The 13,767-nt window shown below is 72.9% G+C and carries 12 protein-coding genes; 1 reads left to right on the top strand and 11 read right to left on the bottom strand.

The window, feature by feature from the left end:
- Positions 1-124 precede the first annotated feature (124 nt).
- Positions 125-1,126, top strand: a complete 1,002-nt coding sequence (locus FM112_RS15490) for a LacI family DNA-binding transcriptional regulator (RefSeq protein ID WP_087009246.1) — start codon at positions 125-127, stop codon at positions 1,124-1,126.
- A gap of 7 nt (positions 1,127-1,133) precedes the next feature.
- Here the strand turns inward: FM112_RS15490 and FM112_RS15485 are convergent, their stop codons facing one another.
- From FM112_RS15485 to FM112_RS15435, 11 genes are all read right to left on the bottom strand, one after another.
- Positions 1,134-2,300 (bottom strand): DUF993 family protein, encoded by a 1,167-nt coding sequence (locus FM112_RS15485; RefSeq protein WP_087009244.1) that lies wholly within the window; start codon positions 2,298-2,300, stop codon positions 1,134-1,136.
- The gene (locus FM112_RS15480; protein ID WP_087009242.1) at positions 2,297-3,148 is read right to left on the bottom strand and encodes a sugar phosphate isomerase/epimerase; all 852 of its coding nucleotides are present in this window, start codon (positions 3,146-3,148) and stop codon (positions 2,297-2,299) included. Before FM112_RS15480 ends, FM112_RS15485 begins: the two co-directional genes overlap by 4 nt.
- Positions 3,145-4,290, bottom strand: coding sequence for a Gfo/Idh/MocA family protein (locus FM112_RS15475; RefSeq protein ID WP_087009240.1), 1,146 nt, complete (start codon positions 4,288-4,290; stop codon positions 3,145-3,147). Before FM112_RS15475 ends, FM112_RS15480 begins: the two co-directional genes overlap by 4 nt.
- Positions 4,290-5,639, bottom strand: coding sequence for an FAD-binding protein (locus tag FM112_RS15470; protein WP_087009237.1), 1,350 nt, complete (start codon positions 5,637-5,639; stop codon positions 4,290-4,292). Before FM112_RS15470 ends, FM112_RS15475 begins: the two co-directional genes overlap by 1 nt.
- A 109-nt stretch (positions 5,640-5,748) precedes the next feature.
- Positions 5,749-6,900 (bottom strand): glycerate kinase, encoded by a 1,152-nt coding sequence (locus FM112_RS15465; protein ID WP_087009235.1) that lies wholly within the window; start codon positions 6,898-6,900, stop codon positions 5,749-5,751.
- The gene (locus tag FM112_RS15460; RefSeq protein WP_087009233.1) at positions 6,881-7,963 is read right to left on the bottom strand and encodes an alcohol dehydrogenase catalytic domain-containing protein; all 1,083 of its coding nucleotides are present in this window, start codon (positions 7,961-7,963) and stop codon (positions 6,881-6,883) included. Before FM112_RS15460 ends, FM112_RS15465 begins: the two co-directional genes overlap by 20 nt.
- Before the next feature lie 8 nt (positions 7,964-7,971).
- Entirely contained in the window at positions 7,972-8,997 is a 1,026-nt protein-coding gene (locus tag FM112_RS15455; protein ID WP_087009231.1) for an aldo/keto reductase, read from the bottom strand.
- Positions 8,998-9,025: 28 nt separating this feature from the next.
- Positions 9,026-10,030, bottom strand: a complete 1,005-nt coding sequence (locus FM112_RS15450; RefSeq protein WP_087009229.1) for an ABC transporter permease — start codon at positions 10,028-10,030, stop codon at positions 9,026-9,028.
- Positions 10,031-11,557 (bottom strand): sugar ABC transporter ATP-binding protein, encoded by a 1,527-nt coding sequence (locus FM112_RS15445; protein ID WP_087009227.1) that lies wholly within the window; start codon positions 11,555-11,557, stop codon positions 10,031-10,033.
- The gene (locus FM112_RS15440; RefSeq protein WP_087009225.1) at positions 11,558-12,592 is read right to left on the bottom strand and encodes an ABC transporter permease; all 1,035 of its coding nucleotides are present in this window, start codon (positions 12,590-12,592) and stop codon (positions 11,558-11,560) included. It lies immediately after the preceding gene.
- A 25-nt stretch (positions 12,593-12,617) separates the two neighbouring features.
- A complete protein-coding gene (locus tag FM112_RS15435; protein WP_087009223.1) occupies positions 12,618-13,727 on the bottom strand; it encodes a sugar ABC transporter substrate-binding protein in 1,110 nt (369 codons plus the stop codon).
- Positions 13,728-13,767 lie beyond the last annotated feature (40 nt).

Below are 13,767 nucleotides of genomic sequence, written 5' to 3'. Positions count from 1 at the left end.
GATTGAGAAAACGCTTTCTCAAACGATAGCAGAGGGATTCCGCGCCGCAAAACCTCGAGTCTGGGCGACACTGGTCTTGCGGTAGATTCCGACACGACTCCGAATTTCTCGAGGAGGAAATCCTGTGAGCCCACCCAAACGAACGACGATCCACGATGTCGCCAACCGGGCGGGCGTGTCGATCGCGACGGTCTCCCGGGTGCTGGGGGGCTCCCAGAAGGTGAACGAGGAGATGTCCCGGCGCGTGCTCGACGCCGCGGCGGAGGTGGGCTACCGCCCGAACGCCGCCGCCCGGAGCCTCGTCAGCGGCCGGTTCCGCACCATCGGCCTCGTCATGCCCGATGTCGGGAACGCGTACTTCCAGGACATCCTCAAGGCGGTCGTCACCGAGGCGAAGAAGGACGGCTACCGCGTGGTCGTGATCGACTCCATCGGCGACGCCGACGAGGAGTACGAGGCCTGCCTGCAGCAGGTGCCGAACGTCGACGGCATCATCCTCCTCTCGCCGCGCATGTCGAAGGCGCAGCTCGCGGACGTCATCGCCAAGGCCGGCGCGGTCTCGATCGTGAACCGCCTGGAGCCCGGCATCAGCGCGCCCATGATCGTCACGGACAACGCCGGGGCCTGCTGGGAGATCCTCGAGCACCTCGCCTCGCTCGGCCACCGCCGCCTCGTCCACGTGTGCGGGCCGACGGAGTCCTGGCAGGCCCGCACCCGCATCACCGCGCTCCGGCGCGGGGCGCAGCGGCTCGGCCTCGAGCTCGCCGTCCTCGAGGCCGAGCAGGGCGTCGAGGCCGGGTACGCGATCGCCGACGAGGCCCTCGAGACCGGGGCGACGGCCGTGATCGCCTTCAACGACCTCCATGCGTTCGGGGTCATGACGCGGCTGCACGACCGCGGCATCCGCGTGCCCGAGGACGTGTCCGTGACCGGCTTCGACGACATCGAGCTCGCGCGGTTCTCGCGCCCGGCCATCACGACCGTGGGCACGCCCAAGCTGGAGCTGGGCGAGCAGGCCTGGATCGGCCTGCTCGCCCAGCTGCGGGGCGACGGGGTCCCGCCCTCGACGCCCATCTCGACCCCGCTCACGGTGCGGGGCTCGACCGGCCCCGCCGCCGGGGCCTGACCGGCCGCTACCCGATCGCGACGCCGACGCCGCGGAGATAGGCCGCCGCGCGCGCCGCGGTCGCCTCCGGGTCGTCGAAGACCCCGAGCTCGCCGGCGAGGGCGAGCACGTCGACGAGGTGCGCGATGCTCCGCCCCGCCTCGAACCCGTCGAGCATCCGGAAGTGCTCCTGCCAGCCGTTCAGGTAGGCGAGCCAGGCCACGCCCGTCTTGTAGTACATCGTGGGCGCCTCGAAGACGAGCCGTGCGAGCGCCTGCGTCGGGCCGAGGATCTCGCGGAACCCCTCGACGTCGCCGGCGTCGAGCGCGGCGAACGCCGCCGACGCGTGGCGGGGCACCGCGGCGAACGCGCCGAGCAGCGCATCGCTGTGCCCCTCCTCGTCGCCCGCGATGAGGTCCGCGTAGTGGTAGTCGTCGCCCGTGTAGAGGCGCACGCCCGCCGGCAGGCGACGGCGGAGGCCGACCTCGAGCTCCTCGTCCAGCAGCGAGAGCTTGATGCCGTCGATGCGGTCGGCGTGCGCGTGGATGAGCTCGAGGACCGTCTCGGCGGCCGCCTCCGCATCCGCCGCGCCCCAGTACCCGCGCAGGGCGGGGTCGAACATCTCGCCGAGCCAGTGCAGCACCACCCCGCGCTCCGAGCGCGCGATGACGTCGCCGTAGACGCGCAGGTACTCCTCCCGCGAGGACGCGGCCACGGCGAGCTGGCGACTGGCCATGAGCACGACCCGGCCGCCGGCGGATTCGATTCGGCGCAGCTGCGCGATGTACGCATCCGCGAGCTCGCGGAGGTCGGCGGCCGACGAGTCCAGCCCGTCGGTCGTGACGCCCACGACCGCCTCGGCGCCGCGCGCCGCGGCCTCGCGCACCGTCGCCTCCCCCAGCCGCAGCGCCTGCTCGGCGGACAGCCCCATGCCCCGCTGCGCGGTGTCCATGGACTCCGCGACCCCGAGGCCGAGGTCCCAGAGGCGGTGCCGGATCGCCATGGTCGCGGACCAGTCGACGGCGCCCGCGCCGCGGCTCGCCCCGAGCGGCTCGGCCACGACGTGGGCGGCGGAGTAGACCCGTCGGCGCCGCGGCTTGCCGTCGAGCGGCACGAGTCCGCCAGACCCCCGGATCGTGAACTCGCGCGCGGTCCCGTCGATGAACCGGGTGGTGAGGCGGGTTTCGTTCGTCATCGTGCTCGCTCCTCGATCTCGATGCCCGGGATGCTCGCCGCGGCCGAGGAGCGCATCCGGTCGATGATCTCCTCGAGCGGCAGCGCCCAGATGTCCTTGTTGAATACTTCGACCTCGACCGGTCCGGAGTACCCGGCCTCGGCCACCCAGGAGGAGATCGACCGCAGATCGATCCACCCCTCCCCGGGCATGACCCTGCCGTTCGCGTAGTCGGGCGTCGGGAGCGGCAGGACGAAGTCGTCGATCTGGTACCCCCGCAGCCGCCCCTGCGCGCCCGCGAGCAGGATCGCCTCGCGGAGCTCCGGATCCCAGTGCGTCGCCCAGGCGTCCACGAGCACGCCGAAGCGCTCCGCGGGCAGGCCCTCGATCACGCGCAGGGCCTGGGCCACCCGCGAGATCACGGAGCGGTCGCACACCTGCAGCGGGTGGAGCGGCTCGACCGCGAGCGCGACGCCCGTGCCGGCCGCGTGCGGGGCGAGCCGCTCGAGCGCGTCGCGGACGCGGGCCTCGCCCGCATCCGTGCTCTGCCGTACCGGCGCGCCCAGGCCGCCGGGGATGAAGGCGAGATAGGGCACCTCGAGCTCGGCGCACACGTCGAGCGCCCGCTTCGAGGCGTCGATCGCGGCCTCGAGCTCGACGCCCTCCTTGTCGGCGACGAAGCCGACCCGGCTCATCGAGCTCGGGGCCATGCCGGTGTCCCGGAGGATCCGCCCCGCCTCGGCCGTGCCGACCTCGGCGACGGATTCGAGCCAGAGGCCGATGTCCCGCACGCCCGCCGCCGAGGCGGCGCGGGCGGTCTCGGCGAGCCCGTAGGGCCGCGTGGTGGCCTGGTTCAGGCTGAGCCTCATGCGCCGGTCACCGCCTCCGCGGGCGCCGCGCCCGCCGTCGCCGCGAGGTGCTCGAACTCGGGTGCGTCATCGGGCCCGGGGATGCGCACCGCGCGCCCCGTCCGCGCCGATTCGTAGATCGCCTCGATGACGTGCAGCGAGCGGATCGCGTCCGCGCCGGTCACCGCCGGGCTCCGGCCGTGGCGCAGCGCGTCGACGAAGTCGTCGAGCTGCCGCGCGTGCAGCGGCTGCAGGTCGGCGTTCACCTCGTCCACCGTCTTATCGGCGCGGAAGCCCGCGGCGAGCGGCGCCTCCCCCGCCTCGAGCGCTCCGGGCACCGCCCAGAACTCGATCCGCGCGTCCGAGCCCTCCGGGTATTCGGAGAGCCGGACCGTGGCGCCGTTCGAGCCGGTCAGCGTCAGCGACATGCCCATGTTCGGGGACGCCGACACCGTGGCCGCGACGGTGGCGATCGCGCCCGAGGCGAAGGTGACGACCGCCGCCGCCGTGTCCTCCACCTCGATCGCGTCGCCGTGCGTGAAGTTCCCGGCCTTGGCCGAGACCTCGACCGGCGCGCCGAAGTACCAGGTGAGCAGGTCGATGTAGTGCACCGACTGGGTCATGAGCGCCCCGCCGCCGTCCGCCGCCCACGTGCCGCGCCACGGCGCGGAGTCGTAGTACTCGGCCCCGCGCGAGAGCAGCACCTGCACGCCGCCGAGCATCGGCGTGCCGAGCAGGCCCTCGTCGAGCGCCGACCGGATGCGCCGGGCGGCCTCCCAGAACCTGCGCTGGAACACCGTGGCGAGGACGACGCCGTGCTCGGCGGCCGCGTCGATCATGCGCGCGACGGAGCCGCTCGTGATCGACAGCGGCTTCTCGCAGAGCACGTGCACGCCGTGCTCCACCGCCTCGAGCACGACGGCCTCGTGGGTCGGATGCGGGGTGCAGACGCTGATCGCGTCGACGCCGAGCCCGATGAGCTCGCGCACCGACCCCACGGCGGCGGGGATGCCCCGCGCCGCGGCGAACTCGCGCGCCCGCGCCGGCTCGACGTCGCACACCGCGGCCACCTCGACGGCCGGGTTGCGCCGATACGCCTGGAAGTGGTTGTCCGAGATCTTGCCGCAGCCGACGATGCCGATGCGCACCCGCGCCGCCGGCATCAGCGCTCTCCGTCCGCGGTGAGGGCGGCGTCGGCGGCGCGCCGGCCGAAGACGAATCCGAAGACGATGCCGCCGACGTAGCGGAGGTCCTGCGCCCCGCCGGCGTCGGCGCCCGCCGCGTAGAGCCCGGCGACGGGGGCGCCGTCGCGGTCGAGCACTCGCGAGGAGGCGTCGACGCGGAGCCCGCCGAAGGGGATGGTCATGCAGGGCTGGATCTCGAGGGCTCGGAAGGGCCCCCGGGCCAGCGGCGAGGGGCGCTCCGGCAGCGGGGCGTCGAGCGCGACCGGCTCGCCGTCGGCGGCGCGCCGGTACTCGTCGAGCGTCCGCGCGAGCGCGGCGCCGTCGACGCCCCAGCCGCCGATCGTCTCGACGAGCTCCTCGAGCGTGTCGGTCTCGGCGGTCCGCGCGCCGATCTTCTTCGCCTCCCCATGCCGGTCGAGCACCATCCCCGAAGGGTAGGGCTCGGCGAGCGCGCGCTCCCGCTGCACCGAGTCGTCCCAGATCAGCACGCCGCGCTGGCCGGTCTGGCCCAGGAGGCGCTGGTTGGTGACCTCGTCCCCGAGCGACTCGTCGGTGAATCGGCGGCCCTCGCGGTTGACCGCGATGCCGTAGGCCGAGAAGTAGAGCGTCAGCCGCAGGAACACCTCGGCGGTCACCGGCACCGGGCTCGGGAGGGTGTGCCCGTAGAAGCGCGACAGGTGCGTCGACGCGCCCGCGCCGGCGCGCTTGCCCAGCCGGAAGCCGTCCCCGACCGAGTGGGGGTTCGAGCGCACGGCCACCTCGTCGGCGCCCGGGCCGATGAGCTGGGCCCGCAGCTCCGGGTCGCCCTGGAATCCGCCCGTCGCGAGCACGACGCCCTGCGCCGAGGCCTCGACGGTCGCCCCGTCCCCCGCCGTGTAGCGCACCCCGACGACCCGCCGCGAGGCGGTGAGGAGCTCGACGTCGGCGACCTCGAAGTCGATCCGGCCGGAGCCCTCGATCTTGCGCTGCCAGGCGCCGAACAGCGCCGGGATGTCGATCTTGCAGGCCCGGCCCCATTCGAGGTGGTCGTGCCACTCCTCGGAGACCGCGACGCCCGTCTTCTCGACGTCGGACTTCACGAGGTCGTAGTCCCGGACGACCGCCGCGCCGAGCTCCGCATCGCCGTTCGGCTGGATCCGGCGGAGCACCTCGAGGTCGGGCGCCGTCCACAGGATCCCCGCGGAGAGCATCGCGGAGCCGCCCACGGCGCCGGACTTCTCGAGCACCAGGACGCGCGCGCCGAGGTTGACCGCGCGGTTGGCCGCGGCCAGCCCGCCGGCGCCCGCGCCGACGACGATGAGGTCGAATTGATCTGAAGTGCTACCCATGCCACTCCCCTTTGAGTTGTTGTTCGGTTTCCGGGAACGAGCTCAACGCTAGGTGAGAAAACGTTTTCTCGCAATACGCGGAGACAGGAGCCCGCCGCGCGGACGGCTCTCAGCCGGCCCGGCTGCGCCGGTCGCGCGCGATGATCCGGCCGAGCTCCCGCAGCAGCGGCAGCGGCCGCTCGATGCAGCGGCGCACGTCCGGCTCGAGCTCGACGAGCTCGAGAACGCGCGTCGCGCCGAGCTCCTCGGCTCCGAGCTCGCTGCGGCCGCACACCGCGTAGACCGGCAGCCCCCGTTCCCGCGCGAGCGCGATCACCGCCGCGGGGCCCTTGCCGTGCAGCGTCTGCCGGTCGAGGCGCCCCTCGCCGGTGACGACGAGATCCGCGCCGTCGAGCGCCGACTCCAGTCCGACCAGGTCGAGGACCATCCCCGCGCCGGATTCCAGCCGCGCGCTGCAGGCGGCGAGCAGGCCGAATCCCAGGCCGCCGGCCGCACCCGAGCCCCGGGCGAGCGCGTGCGCGCCGCGCTCGACCCGCAGCACGTCCTCGACGAGCTCCGCGAACCGCCCCAGCGCGGCATCCGCGGCCGCCGCCTCGGGAGGCGCGAGCCCCTTCTGCGGCCCGTAGACGCGGGCGGCCCCCGAGGGGCCGCACAGGGGGTTGTCCACATCGGCCGCGAGCACGAGCTCCGTCTCCGCGAGCCGCGGATCGAGCCCGCGCAGGTCGACCGCGGCCGCGTCGAGGAGCCCGCGCGCGCCCTCGCCGACCGGCGCGCCGCGATCGTCGAGGATGCGCGCGCCGAGGCCCCGGAGCAGGCCCGCGCCGCCGTCGGTGGAGGCGCTGCCGCCCGCCCCGATCACGACCGTGCGGGCGCCGAGGTCGAGGCAGTGCCGGATCAGTTCCCCGACGCCGCGCGTCGAGGCGCGCATGCCCGAGTCCCCGTCCACCTGCGGCACCAGGTCGAGGCCGCAGGCCTGCGCCGCCTCCACGATGGCGACGCCGGGCGCCGCGAGCCACGCGAAGGAGGCCTCGACGGGCTCGCCCAGCGGGCCGCGCACCCGGCGCTCGACGCGGGCGTGGCCCGCGCTCACGGCCGCGTCCACCGTGCCCTCGCCGCCGTCCGCGATCGGCGCGACGCGCACCCGCAGGCCGGCCTCGGCCAGCCCCTCCGCGAGCGCGGCGCACGCCTCGAGCGCCGAGGCCGATCCCTTGAACTTGTCGACGGCGACGACCGCCGTCGACTCAGCCCGCGCCGCCGACATCGATCGCGATCTTCATGTGGTCGCCGGCGCGGGTCCGAAGCGTCTCGATCGCCTCGACGGTCCGCTCCATCGGGTAGACGGCCGTGAGGAAGTCGTCGGTCGGGAAGTCGCGCTCCTGGAGCAGCCGGATGGCGGTCGGATGGTCGTCCGCGTAGCAGATCGTCCCCAGCAGCGTCACCTCCTTCGTCGTGACCGGCAGGAAGTGCACCTCGGCGGGCCGGGCGGAGATCGCGACGTTCACCACGACGCCCCGCGGCCGCACCGCCTCGATGCAGGTCTGCAGCGTCGCGGCGTGCCCGGCGCAGTCGAACGCGAGCCGGGGCGCGATGCCCCACGCCGTCAGCTGGGCCCGCACGTCCGTCCCGCCGGGGTCGATCGTGCGCGTGGCGCCGAACCGTCGCGCCGCCTCCCGCCGCCGCGCGCCCGGCTCGACCACGACGACCTCGGCCGCGCCCATGGCACGGAGCACCCAGGCGACCAGCGCGCCGATCGGCCCCGCCCCCGCGACGAGCGCGGTTTCGCCCTCGATCGGGACGCCCGCGCGGGAGACCGCGTGCACCGCCACCGCGATCGGCTCGATCGCGACCGCCGTGCGGGCGGGAATCCCGCCCACGTCGAAGGCGAGCCGCTCGTCCACGGCGATGAACTCCGCGATGCCCCCGCCGCCGCCCTGCAGGCCGATGGTCGCGGCCGAGGGGCAGCAGTTGCGGTATCCCCCGCGGCAGGCCTCGCATTCGCCGCAGGTCCGCCGGGGCTCGACCGCGACGCGCGCGCCGAGCGGGATCCGCGTCGCGGATTCGCCCCGCGCGACCACCCTGCCGACGAACTCGTGGCCGAAGCCGACGGGCGGGCGCTCCCCGGTCAGCGGGTCGGGCCGCGCCTCGGTGGGCGAGAAGATGGGGCCCTCGACGTACTCGTGCACGTCCGTGCCGCAGATGCCGCAGAGCTCGAGCCGGATGAGCACCTGATCGGCTTCGGGCTCGGGCACCGGCGCCTCCTCGATCCGCAGGGATCCGGGGCCGTAGTACCGCGCGGCGGTCATCCGCCGCTCGTCCTCGCGCATCCGCTCCCCTACTTCCCCGCCGGGACGGGCGCGTCCTCGCGGATGAGCCCCTCGGCGCGCAGCGCCTGCCAGAGCTCGGCGGGGAGCGCCCGGCCCATGAGCTCGATGGTCTGCCGCTGCTGGGCGGTGGTCCGCGAGCCGATGCAGAGGCTCTGCACGACGGGATGGGCGGCGGCGAACTGCAGCGCGGCGGCGGGCAGCGGCACGTCGAACCGCTCGCAGACCGCCTGGATACGCGCCGCCCGCTCGAGCACCTCGCGGGGCGCGGGCCCGTAGTTGAACTTCGCGCCCTCGACCGGCCCGGTCGCGAGCACGCCGGAGTTGTAGACGCCGCCGAGGATCACGCTCACGTCGCGGTTGCCGCACAGCGGGAAGAGGTCGTCGAGGGGCTCCTGCTCCAGCAGGGTGTAGCGCCCCGCGAGCAGCACCACGTCGGAGTCGGTGCGCCGCACCGCCTCCGCCAGCACATCCGCCTCGTTCACGCCGAAGCCGATCGCGCCGACCACGCCCTCGTCGCGCAGCCGCTCCAGCGCGCGGAAGCCGTCCCGCGTGGCCGTCTCGAAGTGCTCCGGCTGCGCCTCGCGGCCGTGCGTGTAGACGTCGACGTCGTGCATGAGCGCGATGTCGAGATGGTCCGTGAGCAGGCGCTGCATCGCGTCCTCGGCCGAGCGCAGCACGCCGTCGTAGCTGTAGTCGTATTCGGCCGCCATCGGCGCGGGCTCGGCCCAGAGCCCGGCGTCGAAGGAGCCGCGCGGGGCGGGCCTCAGCACCCGGCCCACCTTCGTGAGCAGCGCGTACTCGTCCCGGGGGCGCTCGTAGAGCGCGTGGCCCAGGCGGTACTCGCTCAGGCCGTGCCCGTAGAGCCCCGCCGTGTCGAAGTAGCGGACGCCGGCCTCCCAGGCGTCGTCCACGAGCTCCCGGGCCCGCTCCTCGGCGATCGGGCGCATGAAGTTGCCGATGATCGTCGCGCCGAATCCGAGCGCGGTGACCCGCACCTCGGTACTGCCGATCTGGTGTCGTTGCGTGGGATCCACGGTGGTTCCTCTCGTTTCGTGATGATGGCTAGGCGACCGAGACGCCGCGGTTCCGGTCCGTGGTCGCCGCGACGGTGAGGATGATGAGCACCCCGAAGATCACCGGCTGCAGCGCGGACGGCACGCCGGCGAGGTCGAGGCCCACGCGCAGCACGCTGATGATGAGCACGCCGATGAGCGTCCGGCCGATGCCGCCCAGGCCTCCCGAGATGGCGTTGCCGCCGATGAGCACCGCCGCGATGCTCGGCAGCAGCAGCGAGTCCGCCGTCGTCGCCCCCGAGGACTGCAGCTGCGCGACCTGCACGGTGGCCGCGAGCCCGCAGAGCGCGCCCGAGAGCGCGAAGACCGTCATCACGACGGCGCCGGTGCGCACGCCGGAGAGCCCCGTGGCGCGCTCGTTGAACCCGATGCCCCGGAGCGACCGGCCGATCGGGAAGAGCGCGAACACCGCCATGAGGATGCCGCTCACCACCAGCAGCAGGAGGAAGGAGAAGGGGATGCCGTAGAGGCGCCAGTTCAGCCAGGCGATGGTCTCGTGCCCGGTGGCGACGAAGACCGAGTCGGCCCCGGACACGGCCAGCGCCAGGCCCGAGAACAGGCCCATCCCGCCCAGCGTCGCGACGAAGGAGGGGATCTGCGCCGTCACGTGGGCGATCCCGATCACCAGGTTGAGCAGCGTGCAGCCGACGACGACGATCGCGACGCCGAGGAGCCCGAAGCCGGGGATGAGCAGCGCGAGCGTCACGCCGCCGAGCGAGGTGAGCGCCGCCGTGGCGAGCGAGATCCGCCCGGTCATGATGACGAGCGCCTGGGAGAGGGCGATCAGCCCGAGCACCGTGGACTGCTCGAGCAGCGCCCGGAGCGAGCGCCACTGGAGGAAGCTCGGCTCGTAGATCGCGAGGGCGACGACCAGCAGCGCCAGGATGAACAGCGCGGTGAATCCCCGCTCGTGGAACCAGCGGAGGTTCCGCCGCTCGCTCTCGACCTTGAGCGTCTGCGTGTCGAGCGACGCGGTTGCCGTGGTGGTAGTCATCTAGATCATCTTCTCCAGAACTTCTTCGCGCGTCGGCTTCGTCGTCCGGGTGCACGCGAACTCCGCGCTGACCCTGCCGTCCTTCATGGCGAGCACGCGGTGCGACATCGACAGCCCTTCCTCGAGGGTGTCGGCGATGAGGATCACCGCGACGCCCTCCCGGGCGAGGCGGCGGATGAGGCGGTACACGTCGGCCTTCGCCCCGATGTCGAGGCCGCGCGTCGGGGTCTCGAGGATGATCGCCTTGAGCCCCGAGTCGAGCATCCACTTCGCGAGCACGACCTTCTGCTGGTTGCCTCCCGAGAGGAAGCGCAGCGGCGCCCAGACGGAGGGGATCTTGATGTGCAGGCGCTCGACCCAGGAGTCCACGGTCTTCCGGCCGCGGACCGGGTCGAGGGCGCCCAGCCTCGAGACCGCCTCGGGGTGCGCGAGCACCATGTTGTCCTGCACGGACAGCGAGAGCACGCAGCCGTCGGTCTTGCGGTCCGAGGGGACGTAGCCGACCCCGCGGCGCACCGCCGCCGTCGGGCTGCCGGGCGAGAAGCGCCGGCCGTCGATCTCGATGCTGCCGCGGGCCACCGGCACCGCGCCGAACAGCGCGCGGGCCACGTGGTCGGCGCCGGAGTCCTGCACGCCGAGCAGCCCCAGCACCTCGCCCTCGTGCACCGTGAACGAGACGTCCTCGAACCCGCGCCCGCTGAGCCCGCGCACCTCGATGCGCGGCCGCTCGGCGGCCTCGGCCCGGTCCTCCTCGTGGTAGTAGTTGTCCACGAACTCGCGGCCCACCAGCAGCGAGTAGAGCTCGTCCTCGTCCACCCGCTCGGGGTCGCGCTCGGCCACGACCTCGCCGTCGCGCAGGATGTACACGCGGTCGCAGACGTCGAGGACCTCGTTCATCCGGTGCCCGACGAAGACCACCGAGGCCCTGGTGCGCAGCTCCCGGATCACGTCGAAGAGACGGGCGATCTCCTCGTCCTCGAGCACCGAGGTGGGCTCGTCGAGCAGCACGACGGGCTCGACCCCGGCGGCCTCGCAGCGGGCGAGGGCCTTGGCGACCTCGACCATCTGCCGCTTCGCGAAGCTCAGCTTCGAGGTCTGCTCCTCGGCGCGCACGTTCGTGCCGACGAGGTCGAGGAAGTGCTGCGCCTTCTCGCGGAGCCGCGGCCAGTGCATGATGCCGCCGCGGACGCCGGCGCCCTCGCTACCGAGCAGCACGTTCTCGGCCACGCTCACGTTGCTGATGAGCGACTGCTCCTGGAACACCATCGCGATGCCCTTCCGGGCGGCGTCGCGCACGCCCTGCAGCACGACCTCCTGCCCGCGCAGCCGCATGGTGCCCGCGGTGGGCCGCTCGAGCCCCGCGAGGATCTTCAGGAGCGTCGACTTGCCCGCGCCGTTCTCGCCGATGAGCCCGAGCACCTCGTGCGGCCGGATCTCGATCGAGACGTCGCTGAGCGCGTCGTGGCCCCGGTAGGACTTGACCACGCCGTCGAGCTCCAGCACCGGTTCGATTGCTGTCGTATTCATCTACTTCACTACCCTCAGTCGTTCGCGCAGGTGCCACATGGTCACGACGGCCGCGACGATCACGACCCCGCCCTGCACCGCCTGCTGGATATAGGGGTCGACGCCGCCGAGCACCATGGCGTTCGAGATCGCCACGACGATGAGCACGCCGACCACCGAGTGGAAGACGCCGCCGCGCCCGCCGGTGAGGTACGTCCCGCCGATGACGACGCCCGCGATCGTGGTGAACAGCAGGTCCCCGCCGATGTTCACGTCGCCCACCCCGCCGCGGGTGGTGACGAGCACCGCCGCGAGCGCCGAGCAGGCGGCCGCGATGATGAAGCCGGCCAGCCGGTAGCGCCGCACCCGGATCCCGGACTGCAGCGCGATCTCCTCGCTGTCGCCGATGACGAAGGCGTAGCGGCCGAAGCGGGTCATCGTCTGCAGCAGCGCGCCGAGCGCCACCACGACGAGGCCGATCCACACGATGCCGGGCAGGCCCAGGATCGGCGCCGAGACGGCCGTGCGCAGCGCCGCGTCCTCGATCTGCGGCGGCGCCGCCGCGAAGAGCAGCTGCCCGATGCCGAGGCCGATCTGCCACGTGCCGATCGTCACGATGAAGGAGGGGATCTTCAGCCACCCCACCGAGAACCCGGCGACGGCGCCCAGGCCGGCGCCGAGCGCGACCGCGATGCCCACGCCCAGCAGCCCGAAGTCGTTGCCGTTCTGGTTGTTCGCGATGAGGCTCGCCACGCACATCGAGCTCGCGGCCATGATGCCGGCCACGGAGAGGTCGATGCCGCCCATGAGCACGACGAACGTGAGCCCGACGGCGATGACGACCGGCGCGACGGATTGCTGCGCGATCGACACCAGGTTCTCCCCCGAGAGGAAGCGCGGGTTGATGGCGGTCATGATCACCGCGATGGCCAGGAGGATGAGTATTCCGGGAACGGGCACCCGTTCGCTTCTCAGCAGCTCGCCCCATCCTCGTCGGCCCGCCTCCTTCGGCGGTGCCTTGGGCGCCGGAGCGGCGCTCGTCGTCTGTTGCGTCATCGTCGACCTCGTGTGCTCTTTCCTGTCAGTCCGTGATCGGGTCGCCCGCGTACTGCCACGGGTCCTCGAATTCCAAGAAGGTGGTGTCCATCGCGTCGCGGATGGTGTTCACGTTCTCCCTCGTGACGACCGGGAGGTCCTCGAGGTAGAACTCGCGCTGCTCGGGCGGCAGCGAGGCCGGATCGACCTCGCCCGTCGCCGCCGCGTAGGCGATCGCCAGCCCGTAGGCGCCCTGGAGCACCCCGGTGGACTGGGTGGTCGCGACGTAGAGGCTGCCGCTGCCCTCGGCGACCAGCTGCTGCGCCTGGCTCAGCCCGTCGACGCCGGTCACCGGCGCCTCGATGCCGGCGTTGAGCAGCGCCTCCCGGGCGCCGAGCGCCATGTCGTCGCCGGCGGACCAGACGCCGCCGATCTCGTCGCCGTGCGCGGTGATCCACGTCTCGGTGATGTTCTGGGCCTCGGTGCGGTCCCAGCCCGCGGTCTGGTTCTCGATCATCTCGATGCCGGGGTACTCCTCGAGCGCCATCTGGAAGCCCTCGAACCGCTCCTTCGCCGGCGGGTTGTCGAGGATGCCCTGGAGCACGACGACGCTGCCCTCGCCGCCCATCTCCTCGAAGAGCGCCTTGGCGGTCTCGTAGCCCTGGGGCACGCCGTTCACCGACATGTGCGCCACCCAGTGCGGGCTGCTCGTCAGCGGGCTCGAGCCGTCGGGCTTGTTCCACTGCGTCACGAGCCACGCGCCGTAGCTCTCGACCTCGTGCACCAGGGCGGGGACGATGGAGGACTCGTTCGCGTCGATGTTGAGCACGGTGCAGTGCCCGTGCTTGGCGAGGATCGCCTTGATCTGCGAGAGCTGCTTCGACGAGTCGCCGTCGCTCGAGATCCACTGGTACTGGTCGAGCATGCCCATCTCCTCGGCGAAGGCCTTGGCCCCGGCCTCGACCGCGACGTAGTACTCGTTCTGCAGCCCCCGCCCCGAGTCCACGAGGAAGATGTCCTCCGGCGCGCACGTGCCCGCGTCGACGCCCTCGGCGCCCGTGGTGATGGCGGGGCCGCACCCGGACAGCGCGAGGGCGAGCGATGCGGCGACGGCCGCCGCCATCGGCCCGCGCCGTCTCCTCGATTGTTCGTTCATCCTGAACCGTCCTCTCCGTTGAGGTAAGAAAGCGTTTTCT

Origin of the sequence: Gulosibacter sp. 10, assembly GCF_900163695.1 — a bacterium.
In the GTDB taxonomy this organism is placed as follows: domain Bacteria; phylum Actinomycetota; class Actinomycetes; order Actinomycetales; family Microbacteriaceae; genus Gulosibacter.
Note: the sequence above shows the minus strand (reverse complement) of the source record. Positions and strands in the feature narration are given on the sequence as shown.

Bases quoted from the DNA above. Each gene is read 5' to 3' on its own strand.
- FM112_RS15435 (WP_087009223.1), bottom strand. From the start codon at position 13,727: ATGAACGAACAATCGAGGAGACGGCGCGGGCCGATGGCGGCGGCCGTC.
- FM112_RS15440 (WP_087009225.1), bottom strand. From the start codon at position 12,592: ATGACGCAACAGACGACGAGCGCCGCTCCGGCGCCCAAGGCACCGCCG.
- FM112_RS15475 (WP_087009240.1), bottom strand. From the start codon at position 4,290: ATGCCGGCGGCGCGGGTGCGCATCGGCATCGTCGGCTGCGGCAAGATC.
- FM112_RS15445 (WP_087009227.1), bottom strand. From the start codon at position 11,557: ATGAATACGACAGCAATCGAACCGGTGCTGGAGCTCGACGGCGTGGTC.
- FM112_RS15480 (WP_087009242.1), bottom strand. From the start codon at position 3,148: ATGAGGCTCAGCCTGAACCAGGCCACCACGCGGCCCTACGGGCTCGCC.
- FM112_RS15450 (WP_087009229.1), bottom strand. From the start codon at position 10,030: ATGACTACCACCACGGCAACCGCGTCGCTCGACACGCAGACGCTCAAG.
- FM112_RS15460 (WP_087009233.1), bottom strand. From the start codon at position 7,963: ATGCGCGAGGACGAGCGGCGGATGACCGCCGCGCGGTACTACGGCCCC.
- FM112_RS15470 (WP_087009237.1), bottom strand. From the start codon at position 5,639: ATGGGTAGCACTTCAGATCAATTCGACCTCATCGTCGTCGGCGCGGGC.
- FM112_RS15485 (WP_087009244.1), bottom strand. From the start codon at position 2,300: ATGACGAACGAAACCCGCCTCACCACCCGGTTCATCGACGGGACCGCG.
- FM112_RS15465 (WP_087009235.1), bottom strand. From the start codon at position 6,900: ATGTCGGCGGCGCGGGCTGAGTCGACGGCGGTCGTCGCCGTCGACAAG.